Raw genomic sequence first — 16544 nt, forward strand, 5'->3', positions numbered from 1 at the left:
TATAATTAAGAAAATATTTTTAGTTATATTCTTATGTACAAGCCAGGGAGTGGCTAGCATCATTAAGCGAATAAAAATTGAATATTTAGGGGTACAGGGTAGCAGTAATATGATTTATACGGATCGATTAGTTTTAAAGAAAGTAACACTGGATGATATTGATATATTTACCGAAATTTTAAGTGACCCTGATTTAACTCGATATTTACCTAAGGGTGAGTCTTATACACAAGAAGAAATTAAAAACTATGTGCAACAGCGTTGTGAACACTGGCAAAAAGGGTTTGGTACTTATGTAGTTACGGCAAAACAGAATCCGTCAGAAAAAATTGGCTATGTGGGTATTGAAACAATAGCTACTACGCATTTTCGTGATATTCGATACAGTATTGCAACGCCTTTTGCAGGGCAGGGCATTGCATTTGAAGCGGCTAAAAATTGTTTGGATAATTATTTTGCTGATGGCATAGGTGAAAAAGTCTTTGGTGCTGCTGTGAGTCAAAATAAAGCATCAATTCGTGTCATGGAAAAACTAGGTATGCAACAGGAAGGTAATATAAAATTATATGAGCGTGATGATATGGTGTATTTTTCGATTAAATAAAAAAGGAAAGCCAATGGCTAATTAACAATATGAGTCAGTAGGCAAAGCAGGGCAATCGTATATAACTTATACCTTTATAAAAAAAGCTATTTTCTAAAGCACCTTTGCCTATAGTCTGCATAACGCCCTTCGAACACGTGGTGAATCCTTCCCTGGAAGGTGTTTCTGAACCAACTTCTTATTTTAAGCTGATCTTAAGACCCATATCATTTTTCATATATAGCAAAGCTTCTGCATTACCCATAGCGTCATCAACGGGATTATGGGTATGTTTGGTTTTTCTAAGGTGTTTAAAATTTTTAAACATATCAGAGACCATGCCTTTATAAAGTGATCCAATATTATTGGAACTAAATCCAAAAGGGTTGTTACCAGTAAAATAATGAAAATACCAGTTAATAAATTGCCAATCAAAGCCATTATTATCGCTAAAAAACAATGGGCGAGACTTTGCGTGATTTGAAATCCATGAAGCGAAGTTTTCTATCACTTTTTTAGGTTCGTCAAAGGTCATAGTTTCTTCCCGAGAAAAGCCTGAGATTGCAAGTGCTTCAGGAATCCACTTATTACTTATCGGTTTCAGCTTACCATAGAATGTTTTATTCAAATCATTATCTACGATAACCGCACCGAAAGAAATCATTGAGTACTCGTAGGGAATGGGGCCATCAGTTTCAACATCAACAACAATGACAGTCATATATTTTCTTATTCCTAAATGGGTTATAGTTTTACTTGCCAGTATCCGACATCAAGCCATTGGTTAAACTTAAATCCAACTTGCTTAAAGTGACCTACCTTTTGCATACCAAACTTCTCATGAAGGGCAATACTGGCTTGATTGGGTAATGTAATAACAGCTATAGCCGTATGCTTTGATAAACCTTTAAGTAGTTCAAACAACATAGTATAAAGTGCTGTGCCCCAACCATGGGAAATAACATCATGTTTTAAATATATTGAGATTTCAACTGTATTTCTGTAAGCACTCCTTGAGTTCCATAATGTTGCATAAGCATAGCCTATGGTTTGATTTTCGTCTTTTGCTACAAGCCAAGGTAGCCCAGCCTCTTTAACATTATTTATACGATATAGAATATCACTTGTTGAAACGGTATCTTCTTCAAATGTTGCTACTGTATTTTGTATATAGTAGTTATAGATAGCAGTAACTTCATCAAGGTCTTCTTCTTGAATATGCACAATCACGAGTACTCCAGTCTACATAACAACGGGTCTTATAAATATTAATGAGCATGTAGTAGAGCGCTCTTATGAAGCTTTTAGTAGACACAGTATTTGGTTACTAATAAATGTTTTAACAATTAATCACAAGTTAAATGATAACTTAATAGATTAAGTGTTTTCTAGCTTTTTGGTAAACCGATAATATAAGCCTCTCATGATCAAATCGGTTGAGAAATTTCTCTGCCCTTTCAATGGGGCTGTGTAAGTATTGATTAGGGCCTAGCATTTTCCGTTGATTTAGGCTAGCTGTTTCGAGCAGAGGAAAATCAACAACTTCTATACAGGCTTCCCATCCTGGATTACGCTCAGCCCAGCCTTTCCAAAAATGAGCAATGAGTTGGCTCTTAAGCGAATATCCATGAAAGTCGAAAGCAACAATCCCATCAGTGACAAAAATGTGGTTTCCATAAAATCCTGCTTTGGGCATAATTCTCAAAGCATAAAAGCCTTTATCTGTAAATTTTTCGAGATAGACACTGGCTAAAATATGGCATGCCCCAAAGCCAAAAAAAGTACGGTCTGGCTGGTTCCACCTTTTTTTAGGGTGTTTTTTTATCCCTGGTTTTGGAAAGTACAATGCAATCTCTCCTATGGTAATCAAAGATGGTTATTATTGGTCACTACGATACAATGATGTTGCTCTTCTCAGCGAGGTTAAAACTAAGGAGTCATAAGTAAGGCCGGTTTGCATCAAAAGCTGTTTAAGCGTCAAGGCTGAAAACCGAAAAGTATCGTTTATTGTAATGGGTAACATATAAATACGCCCTAGACCAGCAGAGGTTTTAATAAACTTACAGTTCTATATTAACACCATTACCTTGATGCTTTAAATGGATGGTAGGGATATTCCCTGTTTTTATTTTGGTTATAGAGATTTTTACACAGAAAACGATCAGCATATCAAAACACTGGTTCAAATTATAGATTTTGAATGTTAATAACCTATAGCTGTATAACACTATATTATTTTTATCAATCCTACATCTGTAGGATATTACTATATACAACTATTTATTACTATTTACATTGCTATCTTCTCTAGTAAACAAGGTTAAATACACATAAGGGCACCTCTAATAAAGCACTTTTTCGTGATAGCTGTGTCAACGTTGAACTCATGGCCCTGCTAGCATTAATATATACTTGACACTACTATCGCAGACATGCAGTAGCCCACAAGTGAGGAAGTAAATCATTGCGCTAAATCTGTACATCACTTTAGAGTAATATATCCTCGAGTTACTTTGAATGTTGCTGTGTTTCTAATACTTAAAAATATAAAAAATAATCTTATTAGTATGTAATAAAAAAATATAGGGATATTATAATGCTAAACCCGCTAAAGGTTTCTGTTTCTCTAGCTACAGTGCTATTTTCTCTAAACTCTTATGCCGCTACTTTTATAGCAGATTTTGAACCAAATAGTTCTTGGTATGGGGATGCTAGTCGAGGATTACCTCCCATACAAATGAAAGAACGAAGGAATAATGTACAAGAGTTTTTAGACGAACTTAGCAAAGAGTTTACATCTAATGCTACAGTTAGAATTTATTTTACTGATGATGGTAATGGAAAAAACTATTCCGCAACAGCGGGTAGTTTTCCTGCAAACTACCTTGGTAGCTATTACGCTACGGTTGCTTGGAGAAGAATTAATCAAAACTACCAAGGGCACGCATTATATAGTAAAGATGGTCGTTTTGAAAAAATCCCCAACAAGGGTGATGGATTTATACACTGGAATTTTGATAAAAATAGAGCGGCTAACCGAAACAGCATAAGAATTTTAGTTCGACATGAAATGACTCATATCTTAGGTATGACATCAGTTCTAGATAGTTGTAGTAGTGGCTTGAGTGGGCCAACCTGTAACCAAGGCAGTAGTATTTATCTACATAAATATGATTTAGGATTGCATTTTGGTGATGATAAAAGACAAATTTATTTAGAAACACAGGTGGATACAAATGGCAAGACCACATACAAAATAGCTAACTTCACAAATGATTTCTGGTTTAAAGGACTAGAAAGTAATGGAAGTACAAGATGGCTAAAAGTTCAAGATAACTATGATTTTTCTCATTTAAACATAGTTTATGGTAAGCCTCCTTACGATATTAATGATGATTTTCGTAGTCTTTTTCGAGCGCTTGGCTATAAACTATCTATAGACTCGTTAGCTAGAAATAATTTAGCGACTCAGCATACCCATAACTGCAAAATTAATGATAATAAAATGTTAGATTGCTGGGGCTATAATTATGATGGTGCATCTGTTCCTCCAGCAGGAGAGTATGTTGATATTGCAGTGAGCAATATGCATTCTTGTGCAATTAATACACAAGGTATCATAAACTGTTGGGGCTCTGAAATCGCTAGTCCTGAGACTCGAAATCCTATTCAGGGGCAATATAAGCGATTAGTTTCAGGCAGCTATAAGTTTTGTGGTATTACCACTGATGATGCGGCAGTGTGCTGGGGCAAAGGGTCAAGCAATCCTCCATCCAATGCAAAAATTAAGCAATTAGATCTCGGTGGATATCATAGCTGTGCAATTTTACAAGATGATAGTATACAATGCTGGGGTAGTAATCATAGCGGAGCAGCTACTCCTCCAAGTGGATCTTTCAAGCAATTAAGTGTGAATTCTTCACAAAACTGTGCAATTGATTTTGTTGGACATATTTCTTGTTGGGGACAAGATACATCAGGTGAAACCAATCCACCAACTGGTACCTTTACACAAGTAAGTATGGGTTGGAGACATGCCTGTGCTATTAAAGCAGAAGGTACAGTTACCTGCTGGGGACTAAATGACAGTGGACAAGCATCACCACCAAATGGACAGTTTATTAATATTAAATCTGGTTTTAAGCATACTTGTGGAACACGACCCAACAAATCCATTGAATGCTGGGGAAGCAATCAAAATGGAGAACTTAATGTGCCATAAGTACTTTAATAAGATCAAAATAACCCAAAGAATTTAACCTACACCTATTCTATCTGTTCAGACTTTTTAACTTGTATTTTCCCTGCCAAGAGTGTTTTAAGACACATTAGAACTTGGTGGGGAATTTACTCAGCAAGAAAACCACCCTCGCGCTCTACTGCTCACGGTGCTCCCCGCGCCTGTTTCACAAACCAATTCAACCACTACAACCCCACATTTTGCTAAAAATAAGGTGTCCTATAATGCTTGCCTAAGAGAACCAATTAATATCAGGAAGATGCATGTAGTAGTTCATGAGCCAATAGCATTAAAGAACACCAAAAAAAGTAAAGCCCCAAAATGCTTTGCTAGTAACTATTTATTTCAGGGAAATTACAGTAGCTTGCCTCTTTGTCATATAAGTCCCAATGGTTACTTTATTCAATGGGTATACCTATAAAGTAGTAAATTTTACTGTTGCTGGCTAGTGAAGGATTTTTAAGCGGGTTATTACATGAATAACGACAGGATGAATTATTAATAATTACTGTTTTTTTACAATATTCGACAAGTTTTTATAAGCAGGCCTGAGTTGATTTTTATAAGCCACCCTAAAAATTAGATTATTTTAATTTTATTTATTTTTCAAAATTATATAAAAAATACTGTTTTTCTAAATGCTAAAGTGCATGCCGTGCAATCATTCCAAAACAAGCTAACCTCAAGGAGAAAAAACAAAAATAAAGCCTATGAGAGAGTCATGATGAACAGAATATCCTTAAGTATTGAATTAATTAAAGAACATTATGATGTGGTCGTTATTGGGTCTGGATATGGTGGAGGTATAAGTGCTTCGAGACTAGCTAGGGCAGGAAAGAACGTCTGTTTATTAGAGCGTGGGCGTGAAATTTTACCTGGTGAGTACCCAAATACTGAGGAAGAAGCACTTAAAGATTTACAATTTCATACACCCGATGGTCACATTGGTTCTAAAACAGGATTATATGATATTTATGTTAATAAAGAGCAAAATGTGGTTATTGGATGTGGTTTAGGTGGTACCTCTCTTATTAATGCGAATGTTTCTCTGGAGCCTGAACCAAAAGTCTTTGAAGATAAACGCTGGCCACAAAAAATACGAGAGCATCAAGATACTTTACTGAAAGAGGGTTTTCAACGTGCCAGAGATATGCTTAAACCCACGCCGTATCCCGAAACATCACCTACATTACCTAAGCTAGAAGCTAATCAAAAATCTGCTGCAGCAATGGGACAAAATTTCTATCGTCCACCTATAAATGTCACTTTTGAGGACCCAGAAAATGGTATTAACCATGTAGGTGTTCCTCAATCAGCTTGTACCAACTGTGGTGATTGTGTTTCAGGCTGTAATTATGGTGCTAAAAACACGACATTGATGAATTATCTACCTGATGCTTGGAATCATGGTGCAGAGATATTCTGTAATGTATTAGTAAAATACATAGAGAAGCATAATGACGGTTGGTTAATACATTATGAACCTATTGATGAGGGTAGAGAAAAATTTGATGCGCCTACTCTTTTTATTAAGGCTAGTTTAGTGGTCATTTCGGCAGGAACGTTAGGTTCTACAGAAATTTTGCTACGTTCAAAAGAGAAAGGTCTTAGCTTATCGAACCAACTAGGACAAAATTTCAGTGGAAACGGTGATATTTTAGGGTTTTGCTACAACTGTGATCAAACAATTAATGGCATTGGTTTTGGGCATTTGCCGGTGGGGGAGATTAACCCTGTTGGACCCTGTATCACCAGCATAATTGACATGCGTAATGAAGACAGTTGGCGTAGTCGTATGGTGATTGAGGAAGGTTCAATTCCTGGCGCAATGGGTAAATTAATGCCTATTTCATTGTCTGCGGCTGCAGAAGAAATTGGTCAAGATACAGATACAGGTTTTATTGATAAAATAAAAGAAAAAACACGTGCTGCTGATAGTTTAATTCGTGGTCCCTACCATGGTGCAATAAATAACACTCAAACCTATTTAATTATGAGCCATGATAACGGTGAAGGTGTTATGAAACTAGAAAACGACCAGCTACGGGTAAACTGGCCTGAGGTTGGTGAGCAAGTTAATTTTAAAGTGGGGAATAAGCGGCTTAAACAAGCGACTGCAGCCCTAGGTGGAGACTATGTTGAAAACCCTATATGGACAAAACTGTTTAACCATAGTCTGATTACAGTACATCCTCTCGGTGGTGCTGTGATGGGAGAAAATGCTGAACAAGGTGTTGTCAATCATAAAGGTCAGGTATTTAGTGGTAATAGTGGCACAGCTGTTTATTCAGACCTTTACGTCACCGATGGTTCTGTAATACCAACTTCACTTGCGGTTAACCCATTACTGACTATTTCTGCTATATCCGAACGGTGTTGTGCATTAATAGCACAGGATCGGGGATGGTCGATTCATTATGATTTACCCTCAAAACCCTCTAAAGAACGATTAGCTGATATCAATAAATCAAAAAAAATTGGAATCACGTTTACAGAGACCATGAAAGGCTATTTTTCTACACAGTTTGAAGCAGGGGAGTCGCTAAATACTTATCATGATGCAGAAAAGATAGCTAAATCGGCTAATTCTACAATGGAATTTACGCTTACCATCAGTTCAGATAATTTAGATGAAATGCTAAAAACACCTGAACATGCGGCTCAAATTATTGGTACATTAAATGCGCCAACACTCTCTGATCAGCCGCTATTGGTTAATAATGGCGTATTTAATTTATTTGAGTTATATCCTGAAACACCTGATACTCGCCACATGAATTATAAAATGCATTTAACAGCTGAAAATAATAAGCAATTTTATTTTAGTGGCTACAAAGTTATTAACGATGATCCTGATGTTTTTGACATATGGCCTGATACATCCACGCTTTATGTAACCGTTTATCATGGTAATAATGATCAGGGAAGTATCGTAGGAAAAGGTATTTTGCATATTGAACCTGAAGACTTTCTTAAGCAAATGACCACAATGAAGGCAACGAACACGACGAGTGCAGTTGAAAAGCTTAGTGCTGAAGCACGTTTTGGAAAATATTTTGCGGGTGTTCTTTGGGAAACTTATGGTGGTATCTTTTATAGTGAATCGCGTTTTAACCCTGATGCCCCTCCTCGTAAAAAGCGCCCGCTCCGTGTTAGGGCACCTGTCATTCACCCTTTTAAAACGGAAGATGATGTTAACCTGCGTCTGACACGTTATCATGGAGGCGATAAAGGCCCTGTGATGTTAGTACATGGTTTAGGTGTTTCTTCGACTATTTTTTCTACTGACACAATTCAGACTAATTTACTGGAGTATCTATATGCTCATTGTTATGATGTTTGGTTGTTGGATTTTAGAGTCAGTATTGCTTTACCAGCGGCTAAGCAACAATCAACGGGTGACCAAGTTGCAAAATATGATTTTCCCGCCGCAGTCGATGTCATTCGAAGTAAAACGGGTTGTGATACTATTCAAGCCGTAGTGCATTGTTACGGCGCTACTACCTTTTTTATGTCTATGTTGGCGGGTTTACAGCATGTACGCTCTATTGTGTGTTCTCAAATTGCTACGAATATTGTAGTGCCTACCGCAACAAAAATAAAAACAGGTATTCATTTACCAAGCTTTTTAGACATGCTGGGTGTCGAGTCATTAACAGCTTATGTCGATAATCATGAAAGTTTGGTGGGTCGACTTTATGATAAAGCCTTAGATATTTATGCAATGAAAGAAGCACAAGGACAATGTAATAACCCAGTTTGTCACCGAATCACATTTCTTTATGCTTCACTGTATCGGCATACACAACTTAATAATTTATTGCATAGTAACCTCCATGAATTATTTGCTGAGGCAAATATTACTACATTTGAGCATTTGGCTGAGATTTGTCGAAAAGGCATTGTGGTTAATTTTGAGGGGCAAGATATTTATATGTCTAATATTGACAGTTTAAATTTACCCATTTGCTTTATTTATGGTGCGGAAAATCAGTGTTATTTACCAGAAAGTACAGAAATCACATATAATATATTACGCGAAAAATTTCCATCACAGCAATACAGTAGAAAAGTTATTCCTGAATATGGGCATATTGATTGTATATTTGGTGCCCATGCAGTAGAAGATGTTTACCCTGAAATTTTAGCACATTTGGAACAAACTGCAGAAGCAAAAAAAATAAAATATATACCCCAAGGAAAGGGTATAAAACAGCCTGTTGAGTAAGGAGACAAAAACATGCCTTTCGAAAAATACCTCAAAAATAGAATTGAGAATGCCTATGATTCTTTTAAAAGTAGAGTGGATAAAAATACTCATGATTCATTGCTGGCATCTTTTGAAAAAATACATAGAAATATTGACAGCCTTATAAAAGGGGAAGATGTATCGAGTAATGGCTCTGAATTTGCACATGCCTTAGCTTTACTGGATAAAGTTCCTGATGATTTAAAAGAGCTTCCACATAAGGCAGAAGAATTAACCACCAGAGTGCATCCTGATGGTGAACTATTAGGTGTAGGAAAGTGGGAATTACTCGATCCTGACTGGGCAGAAGCAATTGAGCAACTACTGTTGCATTTTGACCAGAAAGCACCATTTAACACCAACCCCGTTTGCCAGAAAATTCCTGATACAGTAAGTATTGCTGTTGCTGGAGATTGGGGAACGGGAAATTGGCGTGAGAAATCACCAAGCTCGTTGGTAGGTAAACAAATGGCTAAACTTAATCCTGATTACACGATACACCTTGGTGATGTCTATTATGCAGGTACTAAAGAGCAAGAAATAAATAATTTGGTTGAGTTATGGCCAATGGGCTCTAAAGGTGCATTTACCTTAAACTCAAACCATGAAATGTACAGTGGTGCTATTCCTTATTTTGAGCAGGCTTTAGCCAAACGATTTATTAAGCAAAAGGGATGTAGTTATTTTGCTTTAGAAAACAGTAACTGGCTGATTGTAGGATTAGATACAGCCTATCACGCTAGTGCCAAAGACCTTTACTTAAAAGGAAAACTAGATGATACACAGATTAATTGGTTAAAAACCTTGCCAAATCATAAACGGATTATCGTGCTTTCACATCATGAAGGATATGATATCAAAGGCGTAAATAAAGGTGCGGTCTATAATAGTGTGATTGAAGGTCTTGGTCGTGAACCTGATTTTTGGTATTGGGGGCATTTACACAATGCAATAGCTTACAAACCAAAAGGAAAATTTTATGGCCGTTGTATTGGCCACGGATCTATTCCCTATGGAGATGCTACGCTGTTAAAAGGAGAAGATGCAGTAGCATGGTATGAAAATAAGTCTGCCAATGATCCTGATATTCCACTACGTGTCCTTAATGGCTTTGCCTATATTACTTTGAATGAGCAATTACTGAGTGAAAAGCTAATTGCTGAAAATGGTGATGTGAGATTTGAAAATAAGGGATTATGATGATTTAGTCCTACGAAGGGTATATCGTTAAATGCTGTATTGTTCGATGTACGTCAGTGATAGACAAAGGCTGGATAATGTACATCGGACTGTTTGCCGCAAGAATGCGGCAAATAAGCTTCCAGGAGTGATTCACGGCGTGTTTGAAAGGCGTTATGCCGACGTTGGACAAAGGTGTTTTAGAAAATGGCTTTTATAAAAGTAAAGTTATATGCGATAGCCCTGCTAAATCTGAGTTATCATTGGAACAGCTATGACAGAATTAACCAGTTGTTTTAGAGCCAGTTTTATTTTGGCTTCAAATATTGGATTAATAATACAGTTATTTTCAATATCAAAATTATCAAAGAAGTTTGGAACGGAAACAACACCTTTAAGATTAGCTCCCATAAATGAAGCTGAATTTTTTGCAGTAGCCAGAACACTTTTGGCTCCACTTGAACCTGGTGATGTAGCGAGAAAAATCGTTGGTTTATTACTAAATATTGCTTTACTGATTCGAGAGGTCCAATCGTATAGGTTTTTGAAAGCGGCTGTATAGGTGCCATTATGTTCGGCAAAAGAGACTATGATAGCATCTGCTGCAGCAAGCTTGTTGAAAAAGGTTTTAGCTTCTTTTGGAATACCGAGCTGTTTTTCTCTATCATCACTGAATAGTGGCATTTCGTAATGATTAATATCCAGTGTTTCTACTGTCGCGTTATCGATCAGGCCAGCTGTATACAACGCTAATTGTCGATTAATAGAGTTTTTACTATTACTGGCTGAAAATGCTAAAACTTTCATAAGTACACCTTTTTCTCTTAGGTTTTGCTTGTAGTGCATACGTAGCTTCGTAGTGCTATCTTTTGTATGCACCACCAACAAACATTACCTTGTCAAGTTTCTTTGTTCTGGTATGTCGCTAAGGTATTCAACAAACTCTACTTCATACCCAGCTGGGTCGATGAAGTACACATTTTTTCGGTAAGGCTCTTCAACACCCTCTTTAGCAATTTCAAAACCAGCACTTTTGAGACGGGAAATTGTGGCCTCAATATTATTGGTGACATAGGCAAAGTGGGCGAGGCCAACTTGATGAGCTTCTAAATCTCTGTTTTTTCCCTCACCATGATCACTAAATGCGATGTAGTAGTAATCATCACCAAAATGTAGCCAGTTTCGAGGTTTGCTGTTCCAATGACCACTACCTTCTGTTCGAATTTTCCAATGTGGAAATGCTGCTTGATAAAAAGCTAATACAGCAGGGATGTCAGATACAACCAGGTTGACATGTTCAAGATACATATTGGTTTCTCCTGTGATAAATGAGAATTAATGTTTATGTATTGTTTATTTGAATACTTAACGTTAATTCGTCCAGATTTCCACAATTCTTAATAGTTATGTCATTACTTGTTGGTTCAGATTTTTGTTCTTCACATTGTGTACTTATAGGATAAAACCTCAAGTTAACTTGAGGTAAAGCGTTTTTTTCACTATTCTTCAAAAAACTTTGGAGGATCTATGGAGCAAGCGACTTGGAGTGTTGGCAGAGTTGCCAAACGATGTGGGATTAAGGTAAGTACCTTACATTTTTATGAAGAGAAGGGGTTAATTCGTAGTTGGCGTAATGCAGGTAATCAAAGACGTTACAAGCGTGATGTTTTGCGGAGAATATCGGTGATAAAGGCTGCACAAAAGATGGGGATTAGTTTAGCTGAGATCAAAAATGCATTTGCTGCTTTACCTGATAGTCGAACACCAACAATGGAAGACTGGCAGTTGTTATCAGCCAGATGGCGGGATGATATCAATGCGCGTATTGCCTATCTTGAGCGATTGAGGGACTCTTTGACTAGTTGTATTGGTTGTGGGTGTTTATCGATGGAAAAATGTCCAATTTATAATGAGGATGACAAACTGGCGGTGAGAGGTAGTGGTCCAGTGATTCTGGATAGGAAGTAAGAAAGCTGCAGAGACAGTGTCTCTTTGCAAATGGCGAGTATCATGTGTAGAGATTTTCGTTGCACAGAAATGATGCATACATAATCAGCTAAATCTGTATTGAATTGGTTAAATAAGGCTGATTTGGTAGCAGTATAAATAAGGAAAGTCTTTTTTGTAAATATGATTAAATCAGAGATTATTGGAGTCTAGTGTGTAGATATGAGTATTTATTCAATATACTTAGTAAATTTGGAAGGCTGCGTATATGATAGCTTGCACAATAAAGCACACTATAGATATAACGAACCATTGTTTATATGGTTTGTTATTTAGTTTCTTAACAATACCAATAGTTAGTGAGATAAATCCTAGAATAGCAGGGCCAAAAGTCATAAGAAAAAGAATTAGAATCATCTCACTAGAGAGTCCATGAGCATATACTACAGCAGGCAGAAGGACTATCAGGAATAAGAGTAAATGTTTATAGGTGTTTTCTCTCATCATGATGTGATATAGATTAAATGAAGAAGCTAAACAACAGTAAACAAACACTAGTTTTGGTATAAGATACGATCAAAATTTATTCAAAAACTAGTCTGTCAGTTGAACATCACCTGAAGGCTAGAATCTTCTGAGTTATACATCAAGATAAATAGAGAAATAAGTTTTAAAGCGTTTCATTGAGCTTGAGTGAGCGGAAACATTTCAATTTGTTGTCAGAGTATGTATTTAGTGGAACTGTAAGCAGCACCTCTGTCCAATGTCTACATAACGCCCTTTGAACATGCCGTGAATCCTTCCCTGGAGGCTTGATTACCGCATCCTTGCGGCAAACAGTTCGATGTGGATTATCCAGCCTTTGTCTACCACTGTCGTACATCGAAATACCACAGGTGTTCATTTAATCATGATTGAGGTATAGCAAGATGTGGGTTTGCAGCGCTTGAATTGGTTTGTGAAACAGGTGCTGGGAGCATCGTGAGCAGTAGAGACCAGGGATGGTCTTCTACTGCGGGAGGGACAAATTAATTCATGTGCTGCATTGGCACAATCTATACTCATCACAAACTATTTTTATATGCAATTGCCCTGCAATCAGTCTGAAAGACAATCGTTGAAGTATAACATATTAGTTTTTTGTTATATTGAAAGCAAATTAAGGGAATAGACTTTTGCCAAGTTATGGTGAAAAAGATACTATATCATCCTTACCTGTAATTGGTATAAAAAATATGAGTGATTTATTTTTGTACAATGTTTAATTTGCTTTTAGGAGAAGAGAATAAAATGGGCTTAGGGATTGAGCAGTAAGCCGCTTTGTGAACTATTTTTAGAGGCGCCCTTTGGTTAATCTGATCTATTAAATTATGTAGGCTTTATCAACTGATTTAAGTCAACATCCTGCTCATCAAGAAAGTATAAAAATATAAGTTAATTATAAGTGTGGGCTAAGATTTGTTAATCAAGATGCAGAAAGAGCAGCGAATTAAATATTATAGTATTAATAATTTTGAGTGTATTCCTCAGGTAAAATCATTGAGTGAGGAGTTAAAGTATGCGATTAATGTAGTAGGAAAAGTACTGCCTTTCCGTCTGAATAATTATGTAGTTGATGAACTAATTGATTGGACGAAAGTGCCTGATGATCCAATGTTTAAACTGAGCTTTTTACAGCGCGATTTTCTTTCTCCAGAACAGTTTAAAAGCGTTGAAAATGCCATTAGGCGTAAGGCTAGTGCAACAGAGCTTCAATACCTGATTAGCCAAATCCGACTTCAACTAAACCCACATCCATCAGGACAACTTGAACATAATACGCCAACACTGGAAGGCATTCCAATACCTGGAATCCAGCATAAATATCAAGAAACGGTGTTAGTATTTCCTGCTGCTGGTCAAACTTGCTTTACTTACTGTACCTTTTGCTTTCGCTGGCCACAATTCATTGGAGACCACAATTTAAAATTTGCAAGTAAACAGTCTCCAAGTTTCTTTGAGTATATAAAAAAACATAAGGAAGTTACAGATGTACTGATTACTGGGGGAGACCCTATGGTCATGAACTTTCGAAGAATTGAATCAATTATCAGGCCTTTATTAGGTGTAGGGTTTGAGCATATCCAAAATATTCGCATTGGTAGCAAGGTGTTATCACTGTGGCCATATCGTTTTATCTCCGATCAGGATGCTGATAAGTACTTAAAGCTGTTTGAAGATGTAAACCGGTCTGGCAAGCATTTAGCATTTATGGCTCATTTTAACCATTGGAAAGAGTTAAATACTGAGGCTACACGCAAAGCAGTTCAACGTATCTTATCTACAGGCACGAATATTCGATGCCAATCTCCAATTCTTAAGCATATTAATGATGATGCTGGCATATGGAAAAAAATGTGGCAAACACAAGTTCAACTTGGCATGATTCCTTATTATATGTTTATTGAACGAGATACAGGCCCTAAAGCCTATTTTGAAACACCTTTAGTAAAGGCTTTTGAAATATTTAGAGATGCTTATCAAGATGTATCTGGGCTTGCGCGGACGGTTAGAGGCCCGTCGATGTCTGCGACCCCTGGTAAAATTACCATAGAAGGCATAGACGAAATTGCGGGTGAAAAAATAATACAGCTAAAATTTCTTCAAAGTAGAACGCCTGACTGGTGCAATAAGATTTTTTTCGCTAAATATGATGAGCGAGCTTGCTGGTTTGATGAACTAATACCAGCCTTTGGGAAAAAGGAATTTTTTTTCGAATCGAATGCGTTTAAACCACAATCAAGTAAAAGGAAGCGTTTAGATGTTACCCCAGTTAGTTTGTCTTACTAAAGCATTAAATAATTTAAACATTCCATTCTCACAACTTGATTATGATGGTAATCTCATTAGAGTAGAACTTCCAGATCAACATTATTTGTTCCAAAAAAGCTACACGCCATTTAATTCAGAGTCTGTAGGGAAAATTTGTTTGGATAAGGAACATACTTATCACATACTAAAAAATGTTATTAAAATGCCCAAAACACTGGGTTTTTTAGATTTTAGTGTGGCTGGTAATTACCCAGAGTATGTACGTTTTAATAGTTTAGATAAAATGGTTGAGTCTATTGAGAAACAGCTAATTTACCCGATGATAATAAAGAGAAATAGTGGTGCATTATCAAAAAATGTTTTTCTTTGTAACACTAGGCAAGAACTATTTCTTGCCTTAGAAACTATTTTTGACAAAAAATCAAATTCATACGACTACGTTGCTTTAGCCCAAACATTTGTCCATACTCATGAGGAGTATAGGGCCGTTTTCTTTAACAAAAAACTGGTTTTAGCTTACGAGCGTTATACTGACCAAAAAAACTTTAAAGCGGGTTATTGGAACTTACCTGGTGGTTGTTCAAGACATATAATTGATCCATCACTTTTACAAGAGCTACAGACGTTTATTGAGCCTATCTTTCGGCATATACCAGCCAACATGGTCGGGGTTGATATCATTAGAGATATGACTGGTAAGCTTTTTCTGATTGAACTAAATTCTGGCGCACGTTTTAACCACTTTATTCAGTTTAATGGAGAGTATCCTGTTATACAAATGTATGAAAATATCTTTCAACAGCTGTTAGCCAATAAACAATATAATGATGTTAATGTAACGCGGAATTATGAACAAACTGTGTGATCATAGATTTAATTTCATAATCTATAAGCGGTCATCTCATCAGTTGTTTATTTAAATGGATGTGCGCAGCTCAGGTCTTTTAAGGCCTGAGAATTTAAACTTTATATTATCTCTCCCACTTGTTCAAGATCTCCTGTAGTTTGCCATTTGATTTTATTTTATCTATCGCTTTGGAAATTTTTGAACTGATTTCAGTTGGGAAATTTAAGTTAGCGGCAATATATATCTGCCTTATGTTTCCAATAGGAATAAAGCTTAGATCATTATTAAGAGCTGACCTTTTTGAGTCACCATAATGGCCTATCCTTATACGTTGTTAACATTAAGAATAGGCGGTTACACAGAATCTTTTACAGTCTCGTGATATTCAGTGTTGTTTAGGATGTCTGTTTTTAAAAAGCTAAGTTGACTTTTATATATACCATTTTATGAGTATATAAAAAAATGCTTAAATCTAATTTTTATTGTTTAAGTGTTTTTGTTTGATGGAATTTGTTTTGTTTAGCTCTTATGAATTTATTATGCATTAAAATTTATCAGTAATGCTGCTTTTTTTTTACACGGGGGCATTTTTTTGTTTGCAGCTTCAGTCTAGTATTAGATATAGGTGTTATTCTCTTTTATGTTGTTAACTAATGAGTATTGCATTGGAGATTTTTAGCTAAATGCT

Annotated in this window: 12 protein-coding genes; 7 read left to right on the forward strand and 5 right to left on the reverse strand. The window is 36.4% G+C overall.

Features of this window, described 5'->3' with window-relative positions; genetic code table 11:
• Positions 1–109 precede the first annotated feature (109 nt).
• Positions 110–604, forward strand: coding sequence for a GNAT family N-acetyltransferase (locus KCG35_RS13170; protein ID WP_215820191.1), 495 nt, complete (start codon positions 110–112; stop codon positions 602–604).
• Positions 605–782: 178 nt separating this feature from the next.
• Here the strand turns inward: KCG35_RS13170 and KCG35_RS13175 are convergent, their stop codons facing one another.
• From KCG35_RS13175 to KCG35_RS13185, 3 genes are all read right to left on the reverse strand, one after another.
• Positions 783–1304 carry an exonuclease domain-containing protein gene (locus tag KCG35_RS13175; protein WP_215820193.1) on the reverse strand — a complete coding sequence of 174 codons (522 nt, stop codon included), beginning with the start codon at positions 1302–1304 and terminating at the stop codon, positions 783–785.
• Between the two features lie 23 nt (positions 1305–1327).
• A complete protein-coding gene (locus tag KCG35_RS13180) occupies positions 1328–1813 on the reverse strand; it encodes a GNAT family N-acetyltransferase (RefSeq protein WP_215820194.1) in 486 nt (161 codons plus the stop codon).
• A 139-nt stretch (positions 1814–1952) separates the two neighbouring features.
• Positions 1953–2429, reverse strand: a complete 477-nt coding sequence (locus KCG35_RS13185; RefSeq protein ID WP_215820196.1) for a hypothetical protein — start codon at positions 2427–2429, stop codon at positions 1953–1955.
• A gap of 750 nt (positions 2430–3179) precedes the next feature.
• Here KCG35_RS13185 and KCG35_RS13190 point away from each other — a divergent pair.
• The 3 genes from KCG35_RS13190 (at position 3180) to KCG35_RS13200 (ending at position 10272) form a co-directional block, all read left to right on the forward strand.
• Positions 3180–4805, forward strand: coding sequence for an RCC1 domain-containing protein (locus KCG35_RS13190; RefSeq protein WP_215820198.1), 1626 nt, complete (start codon positions 3180–3182; stop codon positions 4803–4805).
• Between the two features lie 739 nt (positions 4806–5544).
• A complete protein-coding gene (locus KCG35_RS13195; protein WP_215820199.1) occupies positions 5545–9051 on the forward strand; it encodes a GMC family oxidoreductase N-terminal domain-containing protein in 3507 nt (1168 codons plus the stop codon).
• Between the two features lie 12 nt (positions 9052–9063).
• Entirely contained in the window at positions 9064–10272 is a 1209-nt protein-coding gene (locus KCG35_RS13200; protein WP_215820201.1) for a metallophosphoesterase family protein, read from the forward strand.
• Positions 10273–10497: 225 nt separating this feature from the next.
• Here the strand turns inward: KCG35_RS13200 and KCG35_RS13205 are convergent, their stop codons facing one another.
• Positions 10498–11058, reverse strand: coding sequence for an NADPH-dependent FMN reductase (locus KCG35_RS13205; protein WP_215820203.1), 561 nt, complete (start codon positions 11056–11058; stop codon positions 10498–10500).
• Positions 11059–11142: 84 nt separating this feature from the next.
• On the reverse strand, positions 11143–11559 hold the full coding sequence (locus KCG35_RS13210; protein WP_215820205.1) for a VOC family protein: 417 nt from the start codon (positions 11557–11559) through the stop codon (positions 11143–11145).
• 219 nt (positions 11560–11778) lie between these two features.
• Between KCG35_RS13210 and soxR the strand changes: the two genes are divergently transcribed.
• The 3 genes from soxR to KCG35_RS13225 all read left to right on the forward strand — a co-directional run bounded on the left by soxR (position 11779) and on the right by KCG35_RS13225 (position 15874).
• Entirely contained in the window at positions 11779–12219 is a 441-nt protein-coding gene (gene soxR, locus KCG35_RS13215) for a redox-sensitive transcriptional activator SoxR (RefSeq protein WP_215820207.1), read from the forward strand.
• 1449 nt (positions 12220–13668) lie between these two features.
• Positions 13669–15027: a KamA family radical SAM protein gene (locus tag KCG35_RS13220; protein WP_215820209.1), complete on the forward strand. Its 1359-nt coding sequence runs from the start codon at positions 13669–13671 to the stop codon at positions 15025–15027.
• Positions 14999–15874 (forward strand): ATP-grasp domain-containing protein, encoded by an 876-nt coding sequence (locus tag KCG35_RS13225; protein WP_215820211.1) that lies wholly within the window; start codon positions 14999–15001, stop codon positions 15872–15874. The genes KCG35_RS13220 and KCG35_RS13225 overlap by 29 nt, the downstream gene beginning before the upstream one ends.
• The last annotated feature ends 670 nt before the right edge of the window (positions 15875–16544 follow it).

The organism is Zooshikella harenae (assembly GCF_018837975.1).
Taxonomy (GTDB): domain Bacteria; phylum Pseudomonadota; class Gammaproteobacteria; order Pseudomonadales; family Zooshikellaceae; genus Zooshikella; species Zooshikella harenae.

Bases quoted from the DNA above. Each gene is read 5' to 3' on its own strand.
- KCG35_RS13195 (WP_215820199.1), top strand. From the start codon at position 5,545: ATGATGAACAGAATATCCTTAAGTATTGAATTAATTAAAGAACATTAT.
- KCG35_RS13200 (WP_215820201.1), top strand. From the start codon at position 9,064: ATGCCTTTCGAAAAATACCTCAAAAATAGAATTGAGAATGCCTATGAT.
- KCG35_RS13220 (WP_215820209.1), top strand. From the start codon at position 13,669: ATGCAGAAAGAGCAGCGAATTAAATATTATAGTATTAATAATTTTGAG.
- KCG35_RS13175 (WP_215820193.1), bottom strand. From the start codon at position 1,304: ATGACTGTCATTGTTGTTGATGTTGAAACTGATGGCCCCATTCCCTAC.
- KCG35_RS13225 (WP_215820211.1), top strand. From the start codon at position 14,999: ATGTTACCCCAGTTAGTTTGTCTTACTAAAGCATTAAATAATTTAAAC.
- KCG35_RS13205 (WP_215820203.1), bottom strand. From the start codon at position 11,058: ATGAAAGTTTTAGCATTTTCAGCCAGTAATAGTAAAAACTCTATTAAT.
- KCG35_RS13190 (WP_215820198.1), top strand. From the start codon at position 3,180: ATGCTAAACCCGCTAAAGGTTTCTGTTTCTCTAGCTACAGTGCTATTT.
- soxR (WP_215820207.1), top strand. From the start codon at position 11,779: ATGGAGCAAGCGACTTGGAGTGTTGGCAGAGTTGCCAAACGATGTGGG.
- KCG35_RS13170 (WP_215820191.1), top strand. From the start codon at position 110: ATGATTTATACGGATCGATTAGTTTTAAAGAAAGTAACACTGGATGAT.
- KCG35_RS13210 (WP_215820205.1), bottom strand. From the start codon at position 11,559: ATGTATCTTGAACATGTCAACCTGGTTGTATCTGACATCCCTGCTGTA.